The organism is Oceanobacter sp. 5_MG-2023, from assembly GCF_030548165.1.
Taxonomy (GTDB): Bacteria; Pseudomonadota; Gammaproteobacteria; order Pseudomonadales; family Oceanobacteraceae; genus Oceanobacter.
Genome location: NZ_JAUORS010000001.1, coordinates 243,797 through 267,974 on the forward strand (window position 1 = coordinate 243,797; position 24,178 = coordinate 267,974).

General features: G+C 54.2%; 22 protein-coding genes. 7 read left to right on the forward strand and 15 right to left on the reverse strand.

The features are described from left to right. Positions 1–9 precede the first annotated feature (9 nt). The 11 genes from Q4551_RS01140 to Q4551_RS01190 form a co-directional block, all read right to left on the reverse strand. Positions 10–1,761 (reverse strand): ATP-binding protein, encoded by a 1,752-nt coding sequence (locus Q4551_RS01140; RefSeq protein ID WP_303431282.1) that lies wholly within the window; start codon positions 1,759–1,761, stop codon positions 10–12. Between the two features lies 1 nt (position 1,762). Continuing rightward, positions 1,763–2,905, reverse strand: a complete 1,143-nt coding sequence (locus Q4551_RS01145; RefSeq protein WP_303431283.1) for an SIR2 family protein — start codon at positions 2,903–2,905, stop codon at positions 1,763–1,765. A 209-nt stretch (positions 2,906–3,114) separates the two neighbouring features. Further along, positions 3,115–3,921 carry a sterol desaturase family protein gene (locus tag Q4551_RS01150; RefSeq protein ID WP_303431284.1) on the reverse strand — a complete coding sequence of 269 codons (807 nt, stop codon included), beginning with the start codon at positions 3,919–3,921 and terminating at the stop codon, positions 3,115–3,117. A 41-nt stretch (positions 3,922–3,962) separates the two neighbouring features. Next, positions 3,963–4,991 carry a methyltransferase domain-containing protein gene (locus Q4551_RS01155; RefSeq protein ID WP_303431286.1) on the reverse strand — a complete coding sequence of 343 codons (1,029 nt, stop codon included), beginning with the start codon at positions 4,989–4,991 and terminating at the stop codon, positions 3,963–3,965. A 44-nt stretch (positions 4,992–5,035) separates the two neighbouring features. Beyond that, positions 5,036–5,680: a TIGR04282 family arsenosugar biosynthesis glycosyltransferase gene (locus tag Q4551_RS01160; protein ID WP_303431287.1), complete on the reverse strand. Its 645-nt coding sequence runs from the start codon at positions 5,678–5,680 to the stop codon at positions 5,036–5,038. Continuing rightward, a complete protein-coding gene (locus Q4551_RS01165; RefSeq protein WP_303431289.1) occupies positions 5,677–6,426 on the reverse strand; it encodes a TIGR04283 family arsenosugar biosynthesis glycosyltransferase in 750 nt (249 codons plus the stop codon). Before Q4551_RS01165 ends, Q4551_RS01160 begins: the two co-directional genes overlap by 4 nt. Next, positions 6,395–7,420, reverse strand: a complete 1,026-nt coding sequence (locus Q4551_RS01170; protein WP_303431290.1) for a DUF547 domain-containing protein — start codon at positions 7,418–7,420, stop codon at positions 6,395–6,397. The genes Q4551_RS01165 and Q4551_RS01170 overlap by 32 nt, the downstream gene beginning before the upstream one ends. Continuing rightward, on the reverse strand, positions 7,413–9,635 hold the full coding sequence (locus Q4551_RS01175) for an FAD-dependent oxidoreductase (protein ID WP_303431291.1): 2,223 nt from the start codon (positions 9,633–9,635) through the stop codon (positions 7,413–7,415). Before Q4551_RS01175 ends, Q4551_RS01170 begins: the two co-directional genes overlap by 8 nt. Before the next feature lie 18 nt (positions 9,636–9,653). Next, complete coding sequence (arsS, locus tag Q4551_RS01180; protein WP_303431293.1) at positions 9,654–10,607, reverse strand: arsenosugar biosynthesis radical SAM (seleno)protein ArsS; 954 nt, start codon at positions 10,605–10,607, stop codon at positions 9,654–9,656. Positions 10,608–11,065: 458 nt separating this feature from the next. After that, on the reverse strand, positions 11,066–11,707 hold the full coding sequence (locus Q4551_RS01185; protein ID WP_303431294.1) for an LON peptidase substrate-binding domain-containing protein: 642 nt from the start codon (positions 11,705–11,707) through the stop codon (positions 11,066–11,068). Between the two features lie 127 nt (positions 11,708–11,834). Next, complete coding sequence (locus Q4551_RS01190; protein ID WP_303431295.1) at positions 11,835–12,422, reverse strand: gamma carbonic anhydrase family protein; 588 nt, start codon at positions 12,420–12,422, stop codon at positions 11,835–11,837. Positions 12,423–12,568: 146 nt separating this feature from the next. On the opposite strand from Q4551_RS01190, the gene Q4551_RS01195 reads away from it, so the two are divergent. From Q4551_RS01195 to Q4551_RS01220, 6 genes are all read left to right on the forward strand, one after another. Next, a complete protein-coding gene (locus tag Q4551_RS01195; RefSeq protein ID WP_303431296.1) occupies positions 12,569–13,642 on the forward strand; it encodes an alkene reductase in 1,074 nt (357 codons plus the stop codon). A 151-nt stretch (positions 13,643–13,793) separates the two neighbouring features. Further along, positions 13,794–15,869 carry an oligopeptidase A gene (gene prlC, locus Q4551_RS01200; RefSeq protein ID WP_303431297.1) on the forward strand — a complete coding sequence of 692 codons (2,076 nt, stop codon included), beginning with the start codon at positions 13,794–13,796 and terminating at the stop codon, positions 15,867–15,869. Beyond that, positions 15,869–16,150 carry a YheV family putative zinc ribbon protein gene (locus Q4551_RS01205; protein ID WP_303431298.1) on the forward strand — a complete coding sequence of 94 codons (282 nt, stop codon included), beginning with the start codon at positions 15,869–15,871 and terminating at the stop codon, positions 16,148–16,150. Before prlC ends, Q4551_RS01205 begins: the two co-directional genes overlap by 1 nt. Positions 16,151–16,276: 126 nt before the next feature. Further along, entirely contained in the window at positions 16,277–17,962 is a 1,686-nt protein-coding gene (locus tag Q4551_RS01210) for a hypothetical protein (RefSeq protein ID WP_303431299.1), read from the forward strand. Positions 17,963–18,041: 79 nt separating this feature from the next. Beyond that, the gene (locus Q4551_RS01215; protein ID WP_303431301.1) at positions 18,042–18,674 is read left to right on the forward strand and encodes a penicillin-binding protein activator LpoB; all 633 of its coding nucleotides are present in this window, start codon (positions 18,042–18,044) and stop codon (positions 18,672–18,674) included. A gap of 3 nt (positions 18,675–18,677) precedes the next feature. Next, positions 18,678–19,745, forward strand: coding sequence for a hypothetical protein (locus Q4551_RS01220; RefSeq protein WP_303431303.1), 1,068 nt, complete (start codon positions 18,678–18,680; stop codon positions 19,743–19,745). 43 nt (positions 19,746–19,788) lie between these two features. Here Q4551_RS01220 and Q4551_RS01225 read toward each other — a convergent pair whose 3' ends face one another. Then, the gene (locus tag Q4551_RS01225) at positions 19,789–20,358 is read right to left on the reverse strand and encodes a YceI family protein (RefSeq protein WP_303431304.1); all 570 of its coding nucleotides are present in this window, start codon (positions 20,356–20,358) and stop codon (positions 19,789–19,791) included. 77 nt (positions 20,359–20,435) lie between these two features. Further along, a complete protein-coding gene (locus Q4551_RS01230; RefSeq protein WP_303431305.1) occupies positions 20,436–20,975 on the reverse strand; it encodes a cytochrome b in 540 nt (179 codons plus the stop codon). Positions 20,976–21,155: 180 nt separating this feature from the next. Here Q4551_RS01230 and Q4551_RS01235 point away from each other — a divergent pair, with 180 nt between their 5' ends. Further along, the gene (locus tag Q4551_RS01235; protein ID WP_303431306.1) at positions 21,156–22,073 is read left to right on the forward strand and encodes a LysR family transcriptional regulator; all 918 of its coding nucleotides are present in this window, start codon (positions 21,156–21,158) and stop codon (positions 22,071–22,073) included. Here the strand turns inward: Q4551_RS01235 and Q4551_RS01240 are convergent. Together Q4551_RS01240 and Q4551_RS01245 are read right to left on the reverse strand one after the other, a co-directional pair. Beyond that, positions 22,070–22,660 (reverse strand): hypothetical protein, encoded by a 591-nt coding sequence (locus Q4551_RS01240; protein WP_303431307.1) that lies wholly within the window; start codon positions 22,658–22,660, stop codon positions 22,070–22,072. The genes Q4551_RS01235 and Q4551_RS01240 overlap by 4 nt on opposite strands. 97 nt (positions 22,661–22,757) lie before the next feature. Continuing rightward, positions 22,758–24,176, reverse strand: a complete 1,419-nt coding sequence (locus tag Q4551_RS01245) for an MATE family efflux transporter (RefSeq protein WP_303431308.1) — start codon at positions 24,174–24,176, stop codon at positions 22,758–22,760. Between the last annotated feature and the right edge of the window lie 2 nt (positions 24,177–24,178).

The following is a 24,178-nucleotide window of genomic DNA, read 5'->3' on the forward strand; positions in this document are numbered from 1 at the left end:
TGTTCGTACTCAATTTAATAATTTACTTTGGTATCGCCACTTCGTAACTACCGCACCAATCTGCTCTATCGTCATCGCCTGTTGCTGCCAACCTTTATCGAAATTAACATCATTTGAGCGAGGCAACTGGTGATCAGATAAGCTGCGAATCATCACTCTAGTTGGTAACGTTGCTGCTTGACCGACAAATATCGCCTCTTGACGTCTTAAACCGGAAAGCATTTTGGTTAAACCGGACATCGAATCAGGTAACACACTACGAACATGCTCGCGGTCGGCATCATTGGTTATTCGAAGTACAATCCATGAATTACATTGCGACAATACCGTTGCCTCAACTTCACTCGGTCTTTGCGAAACTAATAACAGACCAACGCCATATTTTCGGCCTTCCTTCGCAATTCGACGAATTGCAGACTGCGCTGCTTCATACTGTGCCTCACCACGATTCGGCACGTATCGGTGTGCTTCTTCACACACCAAAAGTACTGGGCTATTTTGCCGTTCAGCTTCGGTTTGCCAGACTTTAAGCTGAAACACGATTCTCGCGATGGCAGCACTGGCAACACCAGCTACTTCATTAGGCACACCAGACAAGTCAACAATCTGCACTGTAGTTTGCTGTGTTAAGAATTGATTGACGATTGTTGGTAATGGATCTTCGGCGCCATCCCAACTTTCCATCATAAACTTGAGGCGACCATCTTTAAGTAATGAATCTATTTTGCGAATGACTTTGTTAAAATCTTCGTGATTCTTTTTATTGGCATCATTTGGCCTTTGCTGGTTAATGGCTCCGATCAGCCCTTCGGTATAAAGCTGACCATCTTTTTTCCCAAAATGATCAAGCCCATTGCTGTCACCAAGAATATAAGGGATAGGTGAATCCACTGTGAGTTGGCTCTTATCAAGCCCAAGCTCTTCAGCTGCTGCCTCACGAACCTCAATTAGGGCATTTTTAACAATGTTTGATTGTGAGGTTGCTGCAAACTCGGTCTTGCCGATAAACAAACTCAGTGACTCTTCTAAATCGAGTAACCAATATGGTAGTTTTAGCGAACCTTCATCGGTCGATAAACGTTGGTGTGCGGGGAACGCTTTGCCGTATTCATTATGAGGGTCAAGGATAATAATTTGCGGGTGCCAGTGCTCATGTTTTGCTATCTGGCCACGTTCGAGAATACTGTGAATAACTGCCGCCACAGTACCTGATTTACCGGCACCGGTAGAGCCTAGGATGGCAGTGTGCTTACCTAGTAATTCATTTAATTCAGCGTAACAAGGTGCACCGCCTGAGCCAACATGCTCACCAAGTTCAATAACCGCACCTTTGGCGTCACCGTAAATAAACCTAAGTTCTGATTTGGGTGTCAGATAAATAGTTTGTTGTGGTAGTGGATAAGTAGCAACACCGCGTTCAAACTCAAGAGCAAACTCATTTTCATCTTTTCTGCGCCACTCCCCTTCACCGAACAAATCAGCTTCAATTATTCGCTCATCTGAGGACGCGACAGGCAAGCCCTTTTCTAGCTGGTAGTCAGCCTTCATACGTAATCGACTGACTAACCCATAAATAGAGCGGCGGCCAAAATGAACTTTGATGATTGATCCAAACTGCCCAATCGGATAGTTTTCACCAGCAAATACACGGGACAAGTCTGAAATCGTAGGGTCGAGCTCGGCGATAATACGCGAACCATCCACCTCAATAATTTTACCGATAGAGAGATTCTCAATGGGTTTTATGTATTTGTTATCCATATCAAATACCTCCTTCAAGGATCTGGGTTAGGTTTTCAAACTTCCACCATTCAATGCTATTTTCTGAGGTTGCCTTATGGTCGGCGTGATAAAAACCTTTATCGGTAAAAATAAGTACTTGTTCGTTGATCGAGCTGTCTTCATACCAAGTTTTCAGTGCGCCACTAGGCTCAGAGTCGCTCGTAAACGCAATCACGGTTAAATTGCCATTTGAAGCCCTTAAACCGCGTTCGACTTCTAGGTTGATATGCGCATCACCAAAACTATAACCGGCGATCAACAAAACCCGTTGGCTACCACCTCGCGGGTTTAAAACAGCTCTTGCTCTGTGCATTAAATTTGCGTAGGGGTCGAGCTGAGTTTCACGGTATTTAGTCGATGCAGGCCAAATCATAATCTTCGCAGTTTGATCTTGACTGCGCTTCAAATGCGGGGCTATACGCAGTGGTGTTGATGAAGAAGTATGTTCAGCCCAATTGATGGAACCATGCAACTTAAATACTCGAGCATCTAGATTGTTCTGTTCAAACGTCGAAGGGTTCCACCATCCTGATACACCGCCTTCTAAACCATCGGCATATCTCAATTGTGATAGTGCGAGTGAGTCTTCAATTAACGTATCGTAGTTCATCACTAGATAATCGATGGTGCTCGGTAGGCTGTCTTTCCCCGGTCGCATTGGTCGATGCAAAGTCTGAACAAAACGCTCATGTACAGCAGAATCTACTTGACATTTAATTACATTAAAGATCGCTAGCTTTATCTCGTTGATCGCTTGTTCTAACTGAGCGTTACTATATTCAGCACCACCAATTGATACGGCGCCAGCAGCTACATTACGGTTTGCTCGCCGAGTAGTAATGGCATACCAATCGACGAGCTCGCTTAAGTAATCTTCTATGTGCGAAGCTGGATTTGCGTCAGCAAAAGAATTTTGTATGGCAATCAATATCTGCTTGGAATCAGCGGAGAGATTGTCATTTTTTAGTGCGCTTTCTGTTAGCTGGTTTGTTAATGGAAGACCAGCACAAACACTCGCCCCTGCACCTAATAGAACCGCTTTTGAGTGTGAAAGCAACTCTTCGAGTTTGTTGATTGCTGCTCTGAACTCTTTTTTTTCAAGAACCGTAGTATCTAATGTCATACTCCCTCCTTAGAGTTCGTTTTTAAAGGTAAAGTTGATGCTTTGAACGAACATACCAAGACTATTTTTTCATGATAACGCCTGGCCTGCCATGAGAACAGGAGAGGTAAAGGTGACCGCTGTAGAGCGGACTGATTGTCAGAGGCTATTTATTGATATAGCTATTCCCATTGAAAACTTCCCAATCCATTGCAATAAAACCGGCTGACTCACTCCCTGAATGGTTGTATTAATAACTGATCAATCCTTGAATCCTGAGGCTGTCGATATTGTTTCAGGCCAATGGTCATATTGAGGTGGCCATCCTTGGGTTGAGGGATGTAGGTGCCAAACAGCTGATCCCATACACTCAGGAAGAAGCCGAAGTTGGAGTGGGTTTCAGCCGGGTGCCATGAATGATGCACGCGGTGCATATCGGGGGTAACGATGATCCGTCGCAGGTGGCGGTCGAGGCGGTCGGGCAACCTGATGTTGGCGTGGTTAAACATGGCAGAGGCGTTCAGCAGGATTTCAAACAGCAGGACGGCCAGTGCCGGTAAGCCAAGCAGGGTGATAACGGCGGTTTTGATCAGCATCGACAGCAGTATTTCCAGCGGATGAAAACGCAGGGCGGTGGTGACGTCGATATCAAGATCGGCGTGGTGCATGCGGTGTAATCGCCATAATAACGGCACGGCGTGAAAAATCCGGTGTTGCGCCCAAATCAGGTAGTCCAATAGCAGGATGGTCGCAACCAGCAGCAGGGGGTTGGGCAGCTGTTCAAGCAGTGGGGTATGCAGTAGTCCCCAATGGTGTTGTTCGGCCAGCAGGGCGATGCCGACGGCAGCGGCAGGAAACAGCAGTCGCAGTATCAGGCTGTTGAGAACGACGAGGCCGAGGTTGTTGAGCCAGCGTTGTGGTTTGCTGGCGTGGAGCGGTCGGCGCGGCTGGAATATTTCCAGCAACGCCATCAACAACAAGACCCCAAAAAAGACGCTGGTACGGATGATCGGTTCATATGTCTGCCAGTCGGTCATGGTCTGTCCTGTGTGTCCTTGAGGTCTGTGTTGGCCGTCTGTCAGCAGCAGGCCTGGGTATTGGTGTCGGTTTCCGGTAGCGCATTGCCACAGCCTTCAAATAACCCGAAGTGCTGGCTGAAGTCACCGATAAAACGGAAATGTTCTGCAAAGCGGGTATCGTGCAGCATTTTCCAGGTGTTGCCGCACACCGGGAACAGGCGTCCGGCTTCGATGCGGTGATGGCTGTCCAGTTCAAAACAGTGAGGCGACAGGGTCTGGGTGCCGTTATAGATAACAGCCTGGCCATAGTCTTCACATTCACTTTCCAGCCCTTCGAGTTTGAACAGTCGATAGGTGGCGGAAGAGAAGCGTAAATTGCCGGTCGACAAGGCCAGGGCATCGTCGGTGATTTCCAGCGGGTGAGCCTCGACTAAACGCGGGTCAGCAAAGCCATTGGCTTTTGAGAGCCGCAGGAAATCCTGGGTATACAAGGCACCGCCCAGGCATTCGCCATATAACACCGGGTCGTTACGTACGGCAGCGGGGACGCGGCGGTCGGAATACACATCGGAGAAGAAAAATTCACCACCGGGTTTCAGCAGTTGGTGGACGCCTTTCAGTACGGCGGCTTTGTCGGGGGAGAGGTTGATCACGCAGTTGGAAACAATGACGTCGAATGACTCAGGTTCCAGACCGAGTTCGTCGAGTTTTTCGATAAAACCTTGAATAAAACGAACGTTGGAAAAACCAAATGCATCGGCGTGCCAGTCTTGATGTTGGCGTGCAACGGCCAGTTGTTCGTCGGTCATATCGACACCAATCACTTCACCTTCAGGCCCGGCCAGCTGAGCCAGGGCGTAAACATCACGACCGGCACCACAACCGAGGTCGAGAATCCGGCAGCCGCGTAATTGGGTTGGGCATACCAGTCCGCAGCCGTAGTAGCGGGTTAATACTTCCGGGTGAATGGCGGCCAGCAGGGGTTTGAGCCAGCCCGGCATGGCGGTTGGGTCGCAGCAGGCGGTGGTTTTCAGGTCGGCGGAGCTTTGTAGCTGTTTGCCGTAGTAGTCTTGAACGATGTCATGCATATCAGTGGCTCCGGAGCGGGGCTGGTTGTGAGGTCGATGGGTAATCAGCAGGCGTTGAGCGCTTCTGTCACCAGCCAGTGGCTGGGCAGATGACGCAGGTCGTCGGGTTCGTCGATATCGTGCAGCATGGGTTGTTCGGCCAGGGTGCGCTGGTCAGCCAGAATGCGTTCACGGCTGAGTTGTGCCACGGCGGCGGTACTCCAGGGCATATTGGTAAACAGGCTGTCCAGCGGTTGCCGTAATCCGAGCAAGGCATAGCCGCCATCGCTAACGGGCGTGAGGCAGGTGTCATGGCTATCGAGAGCATGTGCGGCTGCCTGTAAATGGTCACGGTTCAGGCCGGGGCAATCGGTGCCTATCAACAGTATGGCTTCACCGGCGGCGGTCGCACGGTGTACGACCCGGTTGAGGCGCTGGCCAAGATCGCCACCGCCTTGTTCACTGAGGGTGACGAGAGCTGGCAGTGCCAGAGTCGGCCAGATCGGATGGTGTACCGAAGGGCTGACACACAGTTCAACCGGGCCAATCCCGGCGGCCAGTGCTTCGGTGAGAGTATGTTGCAGCAGGTGCTGGGCCAGTTGGGCAGACCCCTGTTCTCCCAGGGCCGGAATCAGCCGGGTTTTGGCGTAACCCGGCAGTGGCGCTTTGGCCATGATTACCAGTCGTGTACGGGTGTTAGGTTTGCTCATGTTTTGTTGTATTCCTTTGCCAGTTGTTCTGCCGGAGCGCCGCGCCAGTAAGCCCAGCGTAACCGCCACATCAGGAAAATGGTGCGCCACACGCCATGTTGCAGCCAGCGGCGGCCTGAGGTGTGTACCTGGGCGCGCAGGCAGTGTGGGCGTTGTTGGCGCTTCAGGCGCTTGGACAGCTCGATATCTTCCATCAGTGGCTGGTCGGGAAACTGGCCAACGTGGTCGAACAAGGTACGGCTGACGAACATGGCCTGATCTCCGGTGGCAATACCACTCAGGCGAGAGCGCAGATTGATCAGGGTGGCAATCACCGTCAGCATCAGGGCGTCACCGCTGATCGTTACATCAAAACGTCCCCAAAGTGGTGATAAATGATGTTGAAGCAGTGGCTCGATCACCTGGTGTGGCTGTTCCGGTAGCCGGGTATCGGCATGCAGGAACAGCAGCAAGTGCCCTTGGGTATGCTGAGCGCCGGTGTTCATTTGTCTGGCCCGGCCACGGGCTGACGGTACTACCCGGAATCCGGCTTGGGTGGCAATGGCGACCGAATCGTCCCGGCTGCCGCCATCGACCAGCAAAACGTCGCAGCGGTGGCTGCCTATCTGTTCTCTAACGCGAGTCAGATGGGCCAGCAAGTCGGGCAGGGAGCCGGCTTCGTTCAGCATCGGGACGATGATGGACAGCACCGGGCTGTGCTCCGGTATCCGGTGCTCAGGGCAGGGTGCGGTTAAGTCGCCAGTCATAGTCCAGGTACTCGATGTCTTGTTGGCCTGCGTGCAAGCGTTGAATGGCGTCGTCTGGTAATGCCAGGGCGGCATGATAGTGAAGGAAGAAATCTTCCAGCCGTTGGTAGCCTTTCCAGCCCTGTTCAAAATCCTCGCGATACCATTTGAAAATCGAGGAGACTGCCAGAACGTCGCCATCGAGGCGGTTTTGCTGACGGTTGCTGAGGAACTGGCGCGTCTGCTCATTCAGCTGAATGTCGAGCTGGGCGCCGCTGTAGGCTTCTGCCCGTAAGGGCGGACAGCCTATGCTGGCGCAGTTCACGGCAAAGTGAATCAACGGGTTGTTGTAGCGTCCGGGCTGTCGAATCAGCGTGTGTTCAATATCATCCAGCGAGCGGGTTTGGCCCAATAAAGGGATGATTTTCTTGCTCCAGGGTGAGCTGAAAAAATTACCCAGGTCTTTGATGGAGTCCAGGTTGGGCCAAGAGGTCAGAATGCGTTCGACCGTCCAGGCGTTATAGGCATTGATCAGGAAGGCCAGTTGTTCGTCTTTGTGCCATTGCTGGAAATCGGCTTCTGATACGGTCGCGAGCGCTTCCAGATACTGCGTCAGTAACGGTCGTTCGGCATTGATGCCTTGATAATCCACCTGGGTGGATTGGCCATCGGCAGTGGTGTGTACATAACGGCTGAGCAGCTGATTCCATTGGGTATGGTCGAAGGCTGGTCCAGCTTCACTGTTGTCCATTGCTTGTTCGGTATGTACGGCTTGTCCGGCATTAACCGTTTGCCCGGCGTCGATAACCTGATCGCTGGCGTCAGGCTGGTCAGGCTGGTCAGGCTGGTCAGGTGTCGCGGTGTCAGCCTGGACAGGCAGTGAACCCAGCAGCGAGAACAGTAGGGCCAGGCCGCTGGCCATAACCCGTTTGGGCCGGCGTTGACGAGCGCCTCGCACTCCTGGTTCTGCCATTGGAGGATGAACTTGACGGTGAATCTCGTGAGTATCAGGCATTGCCGCGTCTCCAGTTATGGTAGCGTTCCAGCCAGGCCAGTACGCGCTCTGGTGCATGTGCCCGCTTCCATTCGCCAGCGACGTATTTATTGGCTTCGGCCCAGGTTGGGTAAGCGTGGATGGTGCCAAGCACCTTGTTGAGTCCCAGGTTGTGTTTCATGGCCAGTACAAATTCGGCCAGTAGATCGCCGCCATGCTCACCGACAATGGTGACGCCGAGAATGCGATCTTTACCCGGCACGGTCAGTACTTTGACAAAGCCATGGGCGGCACCGTCGGTGATGGCCCGATCGAGGTCGTCGAGGTTGTATTGGCTGATTTCGTAATCGATGCCTTGGGCTTTGGCTTCTTGCTCGTTGAGGCCAACCCGGGCAATTTCAGGGTCAAGAAAGGTCGTGGCCGGGATGACGCGATAATCGACGCGGAATTTCTTGAATGAGCCAAACAGTGCATTCACCGCAGCGTACCAGGCCTGGTGGGCGGCAACGTGGGTAAACTGATACGGCCCAGCCACATCCCCGGCGGCAAAGATATTGGGGTAGAGCGTTTCCAGATATTCGTTGGTGACCAGGGTGCGGTTGGTTTCGATATTAAGATTTTCGAGGCCATAGCCGTTCAGTCGGGCACTGCGGCCGATGGCACACAGTAGCTGGTCAAATTCCAGGGTGATTTCTGTCGTGTCCTGAGACGGCTTGGCCGGGTCATGGGCGACCAGAACAATACGCTTGCTAACGCCTGTTTCAGTCTCGACCTGTTCGCAACGCACGACGCGATGATGGGTCAGCAGCGTGACGCCATCTTGTTGTAATGAATCGGCAGCCAGGGTGGACACGTCTTCGTCTTCCCGTGCCAGAATGCGTGGGCCACGTTCAATTTGCGTAACCTGAGAGCCGAGACGGGCAAAGCTTTGGGCCAGCTCGCAGCCGATCGGGCCGCCTCCCAGTACCACCAAGCGTTTTGGGGCCTGGTCCAGCTGGGCAAAGGTGTCCCATAATGTATCGCTGGTGACGTAACCAACTTCATTCAGGCCAGGAATATCCGGGATCGTCGGGCGAGCGCCAGTGGCAATAATGACTGAACGGCTGGTCAGATGCTGAACCTCGTCTTCCCCACCGGTGGACGACGGGCGACGAATTTCAACGGTCCAGGGGTCAATCAGTTTGGCGTAACCCTGCATGACCTCAACACCGAGTTTGGTGTAACGTTCGACGCTGTCGTGGGGTTCGATGGCCTGAATCACCTGATGCACTCGTGCCATGATGGTACGGAACGAGAAGCGGGGGACGTCGGTTGCTGGTGTCTCTGCTGTCAGGCCATAGTGTTCGGCATGGCGAATCTGATGCGCGACCTTGGCGCTTTTGATCAGGGCCTTGCTGGGGACACAGCCATAGTTGAGGCAGTCCCCCCCCATCTTGTTGGCTTCAATCAGGGTCACTTTGGCTTTGACGGCGGCGGCGATATACGCCGATACCAAACCACCGGCACCGGCTCCAATCACTATCAGGTTACGGTCAAAATGACGGGGTTTTTTGTAGCCATCGTAGACACGTCTGGCTTTGATGACGGCCAGCAGTTTTTTGGCTAGCAACGGGAACAAGCCCAGCAGGGCAAAGGATAAAAGCAGCGATGGTGACAAGATGCCAGACAGGCTTTGCAGCTGCGATAACTGGGTGCCTGCGTTAACGTATACCGCCGTGCCGGCCAGCATGCCAAGCTGACTGACGCCGTAAAATGTGGCGGCCCGGACAGGGGTTAGTCCCATCAACAGGTTGATCAGAAAGAAGGGAAAGACCGGTACCAGACGCAAGGTAAACAGATAAAAAGCGCCGTCTTGGCGGATACCATCGTTAATGGCTTGCAGGCGCTCGCCAAAACGTTTTTGTACGGTGTCTTGCAATAGATAGCGTGAGGCGAGGAATGCCAGCGTGGCACCGATGGAGCTGGCGAACGATGCAATCAGCGTCCCCCAGCCTAATCCGAACAGGGCTCCTGCGGCAAGGGTCATGATCGCCGCGCCGGGTAGCGACAGGGCTGCCATCACGATATAGGCCAGCAGGAACAAACCGCCGCTGAGCAGAGGCTCCGCCTGACGCTGCTGTTCAAAATCGCTCAAGCCGTTTTTCAGGCCGTCGAGTGTCAGTAGCTGGTTCAGGTCGAAGTAAAAAAAGCTGCCAACCAGTGCCAGCGCCAACAGTATCAGGGAAAGCTTCTTCATCGGGTTCTCCAGGTTGGGCTAAAGTGCGCCGCCACAGCTGCTGCCTTGGCCTGCGGTACAACCGTAACAATGGTCGGCCACGGCGACCGGCTGGTTGTTCAGGTCGTGGGTCAACAAATCACGCAGGTGTCGGGTGGCATGGTCGGCTAACGGCATTTCAAGTTGTTGGTTAAAGTCGCAGTCGAACAGATTGCCCTGCCAGTCGACGCTGACGGTCGTGCGGCACATCACGCCAGCGAGGTTGTCGTCCTGATGGTGGCTTTTCAGCAGCTGCATATAGTCGGCAAACTGACCCTTGGAAATCAGCGTGGAACCAAAGCGTTTGATGGGCATATTGGCGAGCACAAACAGTTGGTTGAATTCGATATCAAAGTGTTGTTTCAGCTCGCGGCGATAGTCGGCTTCGAGGGCTTGTTGATTGGGCGGCAATACTGGGCCCTGAGGGTTAAATACCAGGTTCAGGGTCAGGCCACTGTTGGCTTTGCCGTAGCCCAGTTCGTTCAACAGCCGTAGTCCGGTGATGCTTTTATCGAAGACGCCATTCCCCCGTTGCTGGTCGACATTTTTCACCGAGTAGCAGGGCATGGAGGCGACAATCTCGACGCGGTGTTCGGCGAGAAATTGAGCCAGTTGTTCTTGCCCGGGTTCGCATAATACGGTGAGGTTGCAGCGGTCGATGACCTTGACGCCAGCGGCAGTGGCCTGGCTGACCAGATAACGGAAATCATCGTGTAATTCCGGTGCGCCACCAGTCAGGTCGAGGGTGTGAATCTGACGGGCTTTTAGTATCGGTACGATCAGGTCGATGGTCTCTCGGTCCATCATTTCGGTGCGGTTTGGCCCGGCGTTAACGTGACAGTGCAGGCAGCTGAGATTGCAGCGATAGCCCAGATTGACCTGCAATATTTCCAGCGGTTGGCGTTGCAGGGCAGGGAAGTCAGTCACTTCCAGCAAGGGGAGTGTCGCGTGCATAAAGGCTCCGGTTTTGGGTAATCAAGCGGCGTTAATCGGTTGTTATTTATAAGTGTGGTCGCTGCTCGGCGCGATTGCTTACAAATAAAGAGGTTTTTTTGCGACTGTTTATGCGCAACCAAACGACGGACAAGCCCCGGGAGCAGAATATCGGCCTGCAGCCTGGGGGTGTCACAGGGTGTTACGGTTCAGGTTGGCGCCTTTGTGGGGTAAGTGGGATGAGTGTGGTGCGCGTGGTGAGTGATTCGAAATCATCCGGTAGCCCAGAGTGAGCACCGGATTAAATAGATGTCCTCAGGACACTGCCCAGCCAAATAACCGCTTTATGGACAAGGCAATGACTCAGGTGATGTGAACGGGCGGTGTAAACCGTCTGTGTGGATAGAGGGGTGGGAGCAGAAAATAATTCCCTGGCGGCCCAATCAAAGAGCGATTGGGCGACGCTGCCAATCGCCAAATCAGTCAATGCCTAGCAGCAGTTCCAATGCGCGCTCGAGCCGGTCGGTAATGGTATCCATTGCCAGCAGTTGTTGCTGGGTGTCCGCATCAAAAGCAATCAGTCCAAACAGTTGGAAACTGAACTCGTTGACCGGTTTGGTTTGCCAGTCGTGGGCCTGGTACACCGCCTGGAATTCCGGTTGGCGGAAAGCCAGGATATCCAGCCGTTTGAGAATCCGCTGCTTGAGTTCCTCGTGGTAGTCGTGATCGTCCGGGTCGGCCTCGCGGTCCAGGAAGGGTTCGCAGTCGTAGACCATATAAGGCAGCGTCTGTTTTTCCGCGATAGCCCGGTAGCGTTGGCGAATATGAATATTAAGCAGCAAACGGCCATCGTCGAGGGCCTTGAGCAACTCTGGCTGACCTGCCGAAAATATCGGGTAAGGCTTGTAAGTCGCCTGGTTGGAATGCAGCGCAGTGTGCGGATCCTGATTGGGCTTGGCCGGGCTGAGCAGCTTTTGGGTATGGCAGATAGCAACCGGTGTCTGGGTATCAAGACAGTGCTGGATCATCTTGCGATAACGGGGTTCGAACACATGTAAGGGGAAGACGGTGCCAGGGAAGGTCACGCAGTCCGGGATGGGGAAGATACAGATATCGGTCATAAATGGTCTCCGGAACGGACGGGCATGTGCCCGTATAACGCTGGTCAGATTGGTCTGTTATACCCTGATGACTGCGGTTGGACGATGAAAGATTGTTACGGCGGGCAGCAGGCACCCGCCGCGAGGTTCAAGGCTGGTCGTACCCTTCAGTCAGGTGTTTGTCTTTCAGTTTGACGTAGTTACCGGCACCGTAGGTAAAGAAGCTGCGTTCCTTGGCGGTGATTTCCCGTACCGGTTTGGCCGGTGTTCCCATATAAACCCAGCCGCTTTTGAGGACCTTGCCCGGAGTGACGGTCGCGCCAGCGCCGACAATCACGTCGTCTTCGACAATGGCGCCGTCCATGATCATGGCTTTCATACCGACCAGCACGCGATTGCCGATGGTACAGCCGTGCAGCATGGCCTGGTGGCCGATGGTGACGTCGTCACCAATGATCAGCGGGTAGCCGCCGGGGTTGTAATCGCTGGCGTGGGTGATGTGGAGCACTGAGCCATCCTGCACACTGGTGCGGGCGCCGATGCGAATATGGTGCATATCGCCACGAATCACCGCCAGTGGCCAGACCGAGCTGTCGTCGCCCAGTTGCACGTCGCCAATAACGACGGCGCTGCGGTCAACAAAAACCCGTTGGCCCAAGTCTGGGGTTTGGCCCTGAAAACGGCGGACGCTGTTCATCGTGGTGTACTCCTGTGTGGTGGCTTGTCTGTTATGCATGCGGTGTTGCCAGGCGGAAACAATAATAGCTTTGTAGTGGTCTGTTGGTCTTCTGGTGCAACAATGTGTCTCGGGTCGGGTGGGTGAAACACGTCTTTACTGTACTTATATTAGCGCTTCCCCACCATTCTCTAGAGGTCTTGTTTATGTCGAATCTGGATGTGTTGTTTACGCCAGTGTCACTGGGTGACATTGAGTTGGCTAACCGTTTTGTGATGGCACCACTGACCCGTTGCCGGGCTGTAGGTCATCTGCCGAATGCATTAATGGCGGAATATTATGGACAACGGGCCAGTGCTGGTCTGGTGATTACAGAATGCACGATGGTCACGGAAGGAACGTCGGCGTTTGGAAATGACCCCGGCGTGTATGCTGCCGAGCAAGTGGATGCCTGGAAGCAAACGGCTGATGCCGTACATGCCCGTGGCGGCAAGGTGTTTATGCAGATCTGGCACGCGGGTCGTGCTGCTCATCCTTTGCTCAATCATGGTAAAGAAGCCGTGTCGGCGAGTGCCATTGCAATCGAAGACGAGGTGCATACCCCGGAAGGCAAGCAACCCTATACCGTGCCCCGAGCATTAACCACCACTGAGATTGCCGATATTGTGCAAGACTTCCGGCGGGCGGCAGCCAATGCCATCCGTGCGGGTTTTGATGGTGTGGAGGTACACGGTGCCAATGGCTATCTGATAGATCAGTTTCTGCGGGACAGTTCGAACCAGAGAACGGATGCGTATGGCGGCTCATTGGCAAACCGGGCTCGGCTGTTGTTCGACGTTCTGGATGCTGTCACCGCAGAAATCGGCAGTGGTCGAGTGGGGTTGCGCTTGTCGCCACTAAACAGTTTTAACAGCATGCGTGACAGTGCCCCGCTGGGCTGGATGCAATATCTGGCGACGGGGCTGAACCGCTACCAGCTGGCGTATTTACACGTTATGCGGGCGGATTTTTTTGGTATTCAAAGCGCCGACGTCGTGCCCGTGGCTCGTGAGTATTACAACGGCTCCTTGATCGTCAACATGGGCTACAGCCCGGAAGAAGCGGCGGCAACCCTCAGTACCCGTCACGCTGATGCCGTGGCCTTTGGTACCGGTTTGCTGGCCAACCCGGATTTACCAGCCCGGGTCAAAGCCGGTGCGGAACTGAATACACCGAATCCGGACACTTTTTACACCTCAGGGGCAGAGGGTTATACCGACTATCCATCAATGGATGCCTGAGCGGTCATTGCCCTGCGGCCAGCGTCGCTTGACGTGGTTGCGGGGCGATTGTCTTCATAGTCAAAATATATCGTTACAGGATTCTGCTTGAATTGTGGCTACTTGCCCCAAATACTCTGTGTATTGCCCTCTCGATTACGGATGACTATTCATGACCAATCCTTTGCTTGAAGATTCGCTGTTGCCTGCGTTTTCGGCGATTCAGCCTGAGCATGTACAGCCTGCTATTGAATTCCTGCTGAACCGCAATCGTGAGCGCATGGCGCAATTGCTGGCCGACCTCAAGACATCGGGTGAAACCCCTGGTTGGGACACCCTGGTGGCACCACTGGAGCAGTGGGATGACGAACTGAGCAAGGCCTGGTCGCCGGTGGGTCATTTGAATGGCGTGAATAACTCGGATGAACTGCGGGAAGCCTATAACGCCTGCCTGCCGTTATTGAGTCAGTACAGCACTGAAGTCGGCCAGAATGCAGAACTGTGTAATGCCTACAAAGCGCTGCAAGCGTCGGACGAATTTGCCACCTTGAGTGTCCAGCAGCAAACCACCATCAATAACGAATTGCGGGATTTTCACCTGGCGGGTGTCGATTTGCCCGCCGAGAAAAAACAGCGTTTTGGTGCTATCAGCCAGCGCTTGTCGGAAATCACCAGCAAGTTCAGCGAGAACGTTCTGGATGCCACCCACGCCTGGCATAAACAGATTACGGATGAGGCCGAGCTGGCCGGGCTGCCGGATAGTGCCAAGTCATTGCTGGCGCAACTGGCGCAGCAGAAAGAACTGGAAGGTTATCTGATCACACTGGATTTTCCTTCGTTTTACCCGGTGCTGACCTACGCCGACAATCGTGAGTTGCGCCGTGAGGTGTACACCGCCAACGTCACGCGGGCATCCGATGTGGGCCCAAATGCGGGTGAGTTTGATAACTCCGCCCTGATGCTGGAAATCCTGCAACTGCGTTATGAGCAGGCCCAATTATTGGGTTATGAAAGCTACGCGGCGTTGTCGCTGGCCAGCAAAATGGCTGACACTCCGGATCAGGTGCTGGAATTCCTGAACGATCTGGCGCAAAAAGCCAAGCCTCAGGCGGAGCGTGAAATTGCCGAGCTGAAGCAGTTTGCGCTGGAAGAATATGGCGCCGATGACTTGCAACCCTGGGATGTTGGCTACTACGCCGAGAAACTGCGGCAGCAGCGTTATGCCTTGTCGCAGGAAGATATTCGTCCTTATCTGCCGGTTGATACTGTCATCAAAGGCATGTTTGAAACCGTCTCACGGCTGTTCGAGCTGGAGTTTGTGGAACAGCAGACGTTTGACCGTTACCACCCGGATGTCCGCTTTTTTGAGATTCACAAAGACGGCCAGCATCTGGCGTCTTTTTATCTGGATCTGTACGCCCGGGCGAAAAAACGCGGCGGTGCCTGGATGGATGTCTGCCGTACCCGGCGTCATACCAGTACCGGGCTGCAATTGCCGGTGGCGTATCTGGTATGTAACTTCACTCCACCAGTGGGCGAGCAACCGGCGTTGTTGACCCATGATGAACTGACCACGCTGTTCCACGAATTTGGTCATGGCTTGCACCATATGCTGACGCGTATGGATGTGGCGGCGGTGAGTGGTATTTCCGGGGTTGCCTGGGATGCCGTGGAGCTGCCGAGCCAGTTTCTGGAGAACTGGTGTTACGAGCCAGAGGCGCTGGCGTTTATTTCCGGACACTATCAAACCGGTGAGCCGTTGCCAAAAGCATTGCTCGATAAGTTATTGGCTGCCAAAAACTTCCAGAGCGCGATGGGCACCATGCGGCAAATTGAATTTGCCTTGTTTGATTTCCGTTTGCACCACGAATTTCGTGAGCAGGGTGCCGATGTCCAGGCGTTACTGGACGATGTGCGTCGCCAGGTTACCGTGGTACCAACCGTGCCGTTCAGTCGTTTCCAGCATGGCTTTACCCATATTTTTGCCGGTGGTTATGCTGCCGGGTATTACTCCTACAAATGGGCGGAAGTATTAAGTGCCGACGCCTTTTCCCGCTTCGAAGAAGAAGGGATCTTTAATAAACACACCGGCTTGAGTTTTCTTGATGAAATTCTCAGCCAGGGCGGCAGCCGCACAGCGGCGCAGTTGTTCGAAAACTTCCGGGGCCGGGCGCCATCGGTTGAACCCTTGCTGCGTCACTGTGGTATCGACCTGTCACAATCCGCTACTGAAGAAGAGATTGCCTGATGACTGCAATTCGACGTCCACGCCGCTTTATTGCCGGGGCGGTATGCCCCAAATGTGCTGAAATGGACCGGCTGGTGATGTTCACCAATGAAGCCGGTGAAGAAGTCCGCGAATGTGTCAGTTGTGGCTATACCCAAACCACTTCGGAACAGGTGCTGGAAGATGAACAGAACAACCTGGCGACCGAGCTGACCACCCGGGTCTCGCCGCTGGATGGCAAGGCACTGCTGGATGATGAAGAGCAGCCGCTCAAAATTATCGGTCTGACCCCCGACCCCTGAGTTCTGTACCCGGGAGCTGGCAATGAGCCTCGGGTCTGTGTGTATACGTAAGGAAACGCATTTTAAACTTGGTCACGGCGATCGGGATGGTTAGACTGGCCATCTTCCAACACGGAGTCGTTTGTTGTGATCAAGTGGCAGGTGCGCAATATATTGCCGATATTATTCTTGCTGTTGCTGCAAGGCTGCGCCACGTATGGGGCCGGTCTGGGCGCAGTATTGGAAGACGTCAAGCAAGGCAATTTTGCTGCGTCAGAAGCGCAGCTCAAGCAGGCGCTTTCTCCTGGCGGCAGCGACCGCTTGCTCTATTACCTCGAACTTGGCGTGATCCGCCACCTGAATGCCGATTATCGCGGCAGCAATCAGGCCTTCGAACAGGCTGAACGTATCAGTGAACAGCTGGAAACCACCAGCCTGGTAAACAGCACACTGGCAATGTTCAGTAATGCCCGGCAGGCGGACTACGCTGGCCAACCCCACGAAAAACTGTTGATCAATTATTTCAAGGCACTGAACTATCTGGCGTTGGCCGCTGGGCAGGAAGGTCGTAATGAACGCCTGGATGCCCTGGATGGTGCCCGGGTTGAAGCGCGGCGCTTGATTCTCAAACTGAATGATATGCGAGACCAGCAGGGCAGTTACGCCGAGCAAGCCGAACAGGACAGCGGTACGCTCGCGCTGCTGAACGACGTATTCAGTGCGTTATCCGGCAGTGTGATCAACGAAGATAACCTCACGTATCGAGATGATGCGTTGGCGCATTACCTCACCGGCCTCAGTTTTGAAATGAATCGCGAGTACGATGACGCCCGTATCAGCTACCAGCGCGCCGCGGAAACCTATGAGCAGGGCTACGCCAAACAATATCGGCTGGGTAACGGCATGGCTCAGCAAGCCTGGCTGGATAGTGCCCGGATGATGGCCCTGGCTGGTGGCTACGATTCCGAACTGGCGCGCCTGAAACAGGACAAGCTGACCTCGGCCCAGCGTCAGCAGCTGGAGCAGTTTGATCCGCAGCAGGCGCAGGTGGTTGTGATTGAACACAAAGGGCTGGCCCCGGAGCTGGAAGAACTCAACGTCAATATGTGGGCCGACCCGTATACCCGTTCACTCAAGCTGCAGCCCTATTTGTTGGCCAATGACTCGGATGCCTGGGCCTGGTTCTATTTGCTCTACTCCGACAAGGGTGTTTACAACATCCTGACGGCGTACCTGGATGGCACGCAGTATGGTTTCAGCTTTAGCCCGTTTACCAAGACCATATTGCTCGGGCCGGCCTGGCAACAGTTGGAAAGCCTCGGTCTCGACAAGGCGATTGGTTCTTCGTTACGGGTAACCGTGCCTTACTATCGACGTATCACGCCATTGGGAGGCTCTACCTTGACGGTGAACACTTCCGGTCAGGAGCAGTCGTTGGTGATGGACAAGGCGGCCAGTCCAGCCCAGCTGGCACTGCAGCAACGCTTGCTGCACTCTTCGGCAGACATCCAGCAAGCACTGGCGCGCTCAGCCTTGAAAGCCGTCTCGGCCCAGGCGGTGGGTGACAGTGTGGATTCACAGGGGCTGGTGTCGTTTATTGGCAAAATGGCCGCGCAATTAACCGAAGCCGCGGAAACCCGCAGCTGGTTGCTGTTGCCCAACGATATTCGTATCCGCCGGGTGATGCTGCCCGCTGGCGATAATGAACTGACACTGACGTCGACACTGGAACCTGGAGTGGTCGACCGTCATCAAACCCGGATGACATTACAGGCGGGCGAGATTGCCTTGTGGCAGGTACGGTCGCTGGGGAATATATCAACAAGCAAATAATCGGCGCCTGTTATGGTTGGCAGTGCGCCGATGATCAATTCAGACCGGCAAATAGTTGTCGAAAAGGGAGAGGATGACCATGTTTAGTAGATTTCGCACGTCCCCGTTGATCACATCACCACGGACGGTGTTACTCGGTTGTGTGGTACTTGCCACGGCTACAGTGAGTGGTTGTGGCAGTACCGAAGTCAAGCGGGTCGACAGCAACGAAGAGATCGCCTTGAGTGATCGCTGGAATGCGACCGACTCTCGCCTGGTGGCCGAAGAAATGGTGACCGACATGGTGTCGTTCCCCTGGGCGACCGAATTTGAAATGGATCATGGTCGCAACCCGACGGTGATTATCCAGCGTATCAGCAATAAATCCCACGAGCATATTGCCGTCGATACCTTTATCAACGACATCAAGCGCAGCATTATCCGCTCCGGTAAAGCCAGTTTTGTGGCGAGTGGCGAAGAGCGTGAATCGGTACGGGATGAACGTTCGGATCAGGAGCTGAATGCCAAGGACGCCAAGTCTCAAGGGCAAGAAAAAGCCGCGGATTATGCGCTGTCCGGGACGCTGAATTCGATCGTGGACCAGGCCGATAAAGAGCGTGTCACTTTTTATCAGGTGGATCTGAAACTGATCGATATGGAGTCCAATATCGAGGTCTGGAATGGTCAGAAGAAGATTCAGAAATATCAGAAAAAGTCGTCATTCGGGCTGTAATTCATGACTAATCAAACACGCCTCTCGATGTTCAAAAACCTGGCGGCGGCAAGCTGTTGTCTGCTGCTGGTGGCGTGTGCCTCCACGCCCAGGCAAACAACAGACAGCCTGGCGGAGACCAGCACCGGCCAGCGGCCAGACGGCATGCCGGACTGGGCACTGACGCCACCTTCTGCTGCCGGGATGGCGTACGGGGTTGGCAGTATCGAGGTGTATGGTGACCCGGTCAGTGCCATCAAGCGTGCCAGCGAGCTGGCGCGGGTTGATCTGGTTAGCCAGTTACGGGTGACAATCAGCGGTGATTTTTCGTCGACGGTGACAGAAACATCAGGCAGCGACAAGGAAACCCGGGTGCAGCGTAATGTCAGTCAATACGCCCGCAGTCAGGTGGCCGAGGTACAGCTGGACGAGGTAACGATTACCGATGCCTCCGTCGCGGGCGGTTATGCTTACGCGTTGGCAGAACTGGATCGCACCGCGGCAGCAGCCCGCTTGCGCCAGCAGATGTCGGAAATAGAACAGCAGCTGGACCAGTACACCGATGTTGCGCCGCAAGGCGATACCTTGCAGCAGCTGCGTGTGATGTTGCCGGTATTGGGGCTGATAGCTGAGCGCCAGGCCTTTGCTGACAAACTCGGGCTGGTCAGTGTCCAGCATCAGATCCCGGCACTGTCTGCAGAGCATCAAGCCTTGCAGCAACGGGTTTATAGCTTGCTGGATCAGTTGACGGTACGGATATCCTTTGACAATGACGATGCCCGCCTGATGCAGGGTGAACTGATCGAAACGCTGGCATCACAGGGCTTGCGGGTACAGACCCAGGGTAATACCGATCTGGTTTTTGCGGTCAGTGCTGAACGCAGTTCGCGGCAGCAGGGCGGCCGTTTTTATGCCTTTGTGCAGGCGCGTATCACCATTGCGGATAGTCAGAGCCGGGTGTTGTCGTCATTCAGTGACACAGCGCGAGGTGTATCCGGGCTGGAAACCAAGGCCTGGCAGGGGGCTGCGAGTGCTGTGGCCGACCAGTTGCAACAGGAATTGGCCAAAACCCTGGCGGAGCGGTTGCGCTAAAACAGATACCGGCTCCTGCAACAGGAGCCGGTATCCCGTTGTCTTACTGACGAATACCTTCGATATACAGCTCCAGATCGACGGGCAGATTCCCCAGCGGGCCATCCATTTTGTAGTCCTTCAGCATGATCGTGGTTGAGCCACTGAAACCGGCACGGTAGCCACCCCATGGATCATCACCTTCACCAACCTGGCTGACTGGAAAGGTAATGCTTTTGGTGACGCCATGGAAATTAAAATCACCGCTCAGTTCGCCAGTGCCAGCCCCTGTTGGTTTATAACCGGTGCTTTTGAACGACGCTGTGGGGTACTGGTCGGTAGACAGGAAGTCTTTGCTGCGCAGGTGTTTGTCACGCTCGGCATGGTTGGAGTCGATTGAAGCGGTATCAATCTTGATTTCGATCTCGGTATTCGCCGGTTTGGTTTTGTCCCAGTCGAAGTTGCCTTCAAAGGTATTAAAGCGGCCGGTCAGCCAGCTGTAACCCAGGTGTTTGACCTTGAACTGGATGGAGGCATGGGCACCCTTGGTATCCACAATGTACTCCGCCGCGTTGGCGACGGTAGCGGTCATGGCCGCGGCAGATACGGACAGAGCAATAAGCAGTTTTTTCATAGTGGGGTCCTTGATCCGGGGATCGTCAGTCGTTCATTAAATGGTGTATTCAATCGCGTGTATGGATGCTGTCGGTCTTATGGCCGCAGCATGCGTTTCAGGGTGTTGTCCTTGTTGATGACATGATGTTTCAGGGCTGCAAGGGCATGCAGCGCCACCATGCCGGCCAGTGACCACGCCAGCAGCTCATGAATCTGTCCGGCAATTTCTTCCTGGCTGCCGCGGTCTGTGAGGGTGGCGGGCACAGAAAACAGACCAAAAACGTCCACCGCCCGGCCATCGGCGGTCGAAATCAGGTAGCCGCTGACAAACAGCGCCGCCATCACCAGATACAAACCCAAGTGCATCCAATGGGCGGCTTTGTTTGCAATGGCCTTGTCCGCCAGACCGGTGGGGACGGTGTTGAGCTGACGCCAGATCAGTCGGGCAAGAAAGACCAGCGCCAACAGCACGCCCACGGCTTTATGAAATTCCAGCGAGCCGTGATACCAGTTGTCGTAATAGGTCAGCTCAACCATATAAAGGCCAAGCCCGAACATGCCAATCACTCCCAGCGCCATCAGCCAGTGCAGGGCAATGGCAACCAGTCCGTAGCGATTCGGGGTATTTAGGATCATGGCAGGTTCTCTGTTCAGCTCGGGTTGATTCGGCACTGCATCAGGGAGTGCTGATGTCGCCATTTTCAAGGTAAATGATAACGCTATACATTACGTACAATTGAATACGCCAAACAGAGCGATTACTCGACAACTATTGTGCAAAAATGCACAGAACTAAAGGGATGGGAGTAATAAGCTGTGCAAAAAGATAGCTTCAGTTGGGACGATTTATACGTTGCGTATCGAGTGGCGGAAATCGGGACGTTGAGTCAAACCGCGGAGCAACTGGGGGTGAATCACTCGACCGTGCTGCGCCGCCTCTCACGCCTGGAACAGCAGTTAGGGGTAAAGCTGTTTATCCGCCATCAGCGAGGTTATCGACTCACCGATGCCGGGCAACTGATGCGGGAACGTATGCAACCGGTTGCTGATGAAATGCTGCGACTGCAGACGAGTCTGACGGCGTTTGATGCATCGCCACCAGGGACGTTGCGGATTTCAACGGTGTCGGATTTTTCGTTGTTTTTTGCCCCCTTGTTGCATGACTTTCGCGAGCAGTATCCACAAACCCGGGTTCAGCTGGTGGCAACGGACGATAAGATGTCGCTGGCCAGTGGTGATGTGCATGTGGCGATCCGGATGGGGCAGCAGCCACAAGAGCCGGATTTGATTGCACGGAAACTGTTACCGGTTGAGATGGAATTCTACGCCGCCGACCGTTATATCCAGCGTTATGGCATGCCGGCCTCGCTGGCTGATGTGAATCGTCATCAATGGGTGTTGCCATCGGGTAACAAGCGGCATATTCCCGGTATTCGGCAATTGTTGGCAGCCCTGGATAGCCGGCAAATTGTGTTTGAGAGCAACAGCTTTACCGATATTCACTCTGCGGTGTCGGCAGGGATGGGCATTGGCCCGGTGGGGGCTCTGCAACGGATAGGCAGTCGTGATGCGTCACTGCAGCAGGTCGACTTTGGCGTTGTAATGGAGCCGTCGTATATGTGGTTCGTGTACCACAAGGATATGCGTGGGAGTGGCAGAATTCAGGCGTTACAGAAATTTATTGTTGAGCGATTACAGCTCATGGCAGCCCGTGCGATCAGCCACCCGCGCTAGAGTAACTGGCTCGGGGTACCTAGTTTGGCCGACAGACAAGGCCAGGGTTGGCAGATGCGGGTGATGGTTGAGCGGGTTGTGGCGATCGCGGGATATTGGCGCACCAACTGATCCGGGCAGTAGGTCAATGCATCGACTTGTGCGTCAATCCGGAGCGCATCGTCCCCCAGTAGCGTATGAATCACAATATTGGCGGTTGACGGGTCATGATCCAGCAAGGGCCGGCCATGGTGATGAATAAACGCATCGCTGCAGGCTTCCAGCATCCTCAGGGTAAAATAGGCGTGGCATAGTGAGACCATATTGGCAGAGGTGTTTGCCGGGAGCGAGCGATCCAGGTAGGGCAAGTTGTGTTCGATACGCTGATACAGACGTGGCGCCCGTTGCTCAAGCTGGTCCTGGATCAGGCGCTGGTAAACACAGTAAGCCATACTGTATTGGGATAGTTGGCTGACAGCGGCCTCGCTGGCGAGGTGGACAATACGGCTCAGATTATTGAGGTTGGCAGTAATACGCATTTCCAGTTCCGATGCAGGCAGGTGGTTGTGCTGTTCTCGCAGGCGGTGGGCCATGGGTGTCATTTTCACCTCTGATTCTTTTTATATCAATAAAATCAAATACTTACTGATTTCAAATTGAGCTGATAAAAAAAGTATAGACAAGATTGGCAAACTGGCCAGTCGATTAGTGGGCCGGTGCGAAAGAGACAGGTTGGCGATAGAGCTGAATTGCGAACCGGGTCACAAATACCGCCCGGGCCAACAGAAAGGCGTAAAAACTTAGCCACAAGCCGGTATTACCCAGATCCGTGGTCAGCCACCAGAGCGGCATAAAGACCAGCAAGGCTGCAGCCAACATGGCATTACGCATGGTATGAGTGGCCCCGGCACCGATACACAAACCATCCAGCCAATAACTCCAGAAGCCTGCCAGAGGTAATCCGACCAGCCAGATTTGATACTCGTCCAGCAGAGGCAGCAGTGCCGTGTTATCAGTGAGCAGTGGCCATAACCAGCTGCCTGCTGCGGCAAAAAGCAGGCTCAGCAATACGGCGAGTAATACGGAATTGACGCCAGTAATCAGAATGATACGACGAACATTGGCAGACTGATCCTGCTGCGACTGATTGGGTGGGGGCGACTTGTGTGTGGTTTGACTGGCAGACGCTTGTGCCAGGGTTTGCCCGGTCAGGCTTTCCGCGGCGTGAGCGATGCCATCCAGGGCATTGGAAATCAGCATCAGTAAGGTGATGATCAGGCTGTTGGCCGCCAGAATCAGCTCTCCCTGACGTGCCCCCTGGGCGTTAAAAAATGCAAACAGCAATAATAGGGTCAAGGTACGGACAAACAGCTGGTGGTTGATGCGGATCATGGGTTGCAGTTGCTGCCAGGAAGGGCGCTGGAGCCAATACTGTTTGGCCCGGAGGAGCAGGGGTTGATCGGCACTGTTTGTTTGTCGCAAAACAAACCAGAGACCGGTGGCAAGACCGATATAATCAGCCATCACGCTACCGAGAGCCACGCCGTCGGTGGTCATATCCATACCATAGACAAACAGGGCGTCGAGACTGCCGTTGGCCAGATTGGTGATGGTCATGATGATCAGTGGTACGCGGGTCTGGCCTCGACCAATAAACCAGCCCAGCAGAGCGTATTGGGCAAAAACAGCCGGTACCGAGATCACCCGAATACTGAGGTACAGCTGGGCGCCATCTGATACGGCAGGAGTGGCTCCCATCCAGGGAATCACCAGAGGTAACAGCAACCAGCCACACAGGCCAATAATGGCACTCAGAGGGATGGCCAGCCAGAATGCATGCCCCAACACATCAACCTGCTCTGTGGCCGAGCGGCTGCGAGCTGTCAAGGCTGTTGTGCCCATGCGCAGAAAACCGAAGCTCCAGCACAGCAGTGTAAAAAGTTGAGCGCCAATCGACACCGCACCAAGATACGCTGCATCAGGTAGATGCCCCAGAATGGCACTGTCGACCAGTCCCAGTAACGGGACGGTGATATTGCTTAACATAACTGGCCAGGCAATGGTCAGAATGCGACCTTGTGTCGCGGCCCAGCCAGTCGCAGGCGCAGCAGGTGTCAATGGCATGA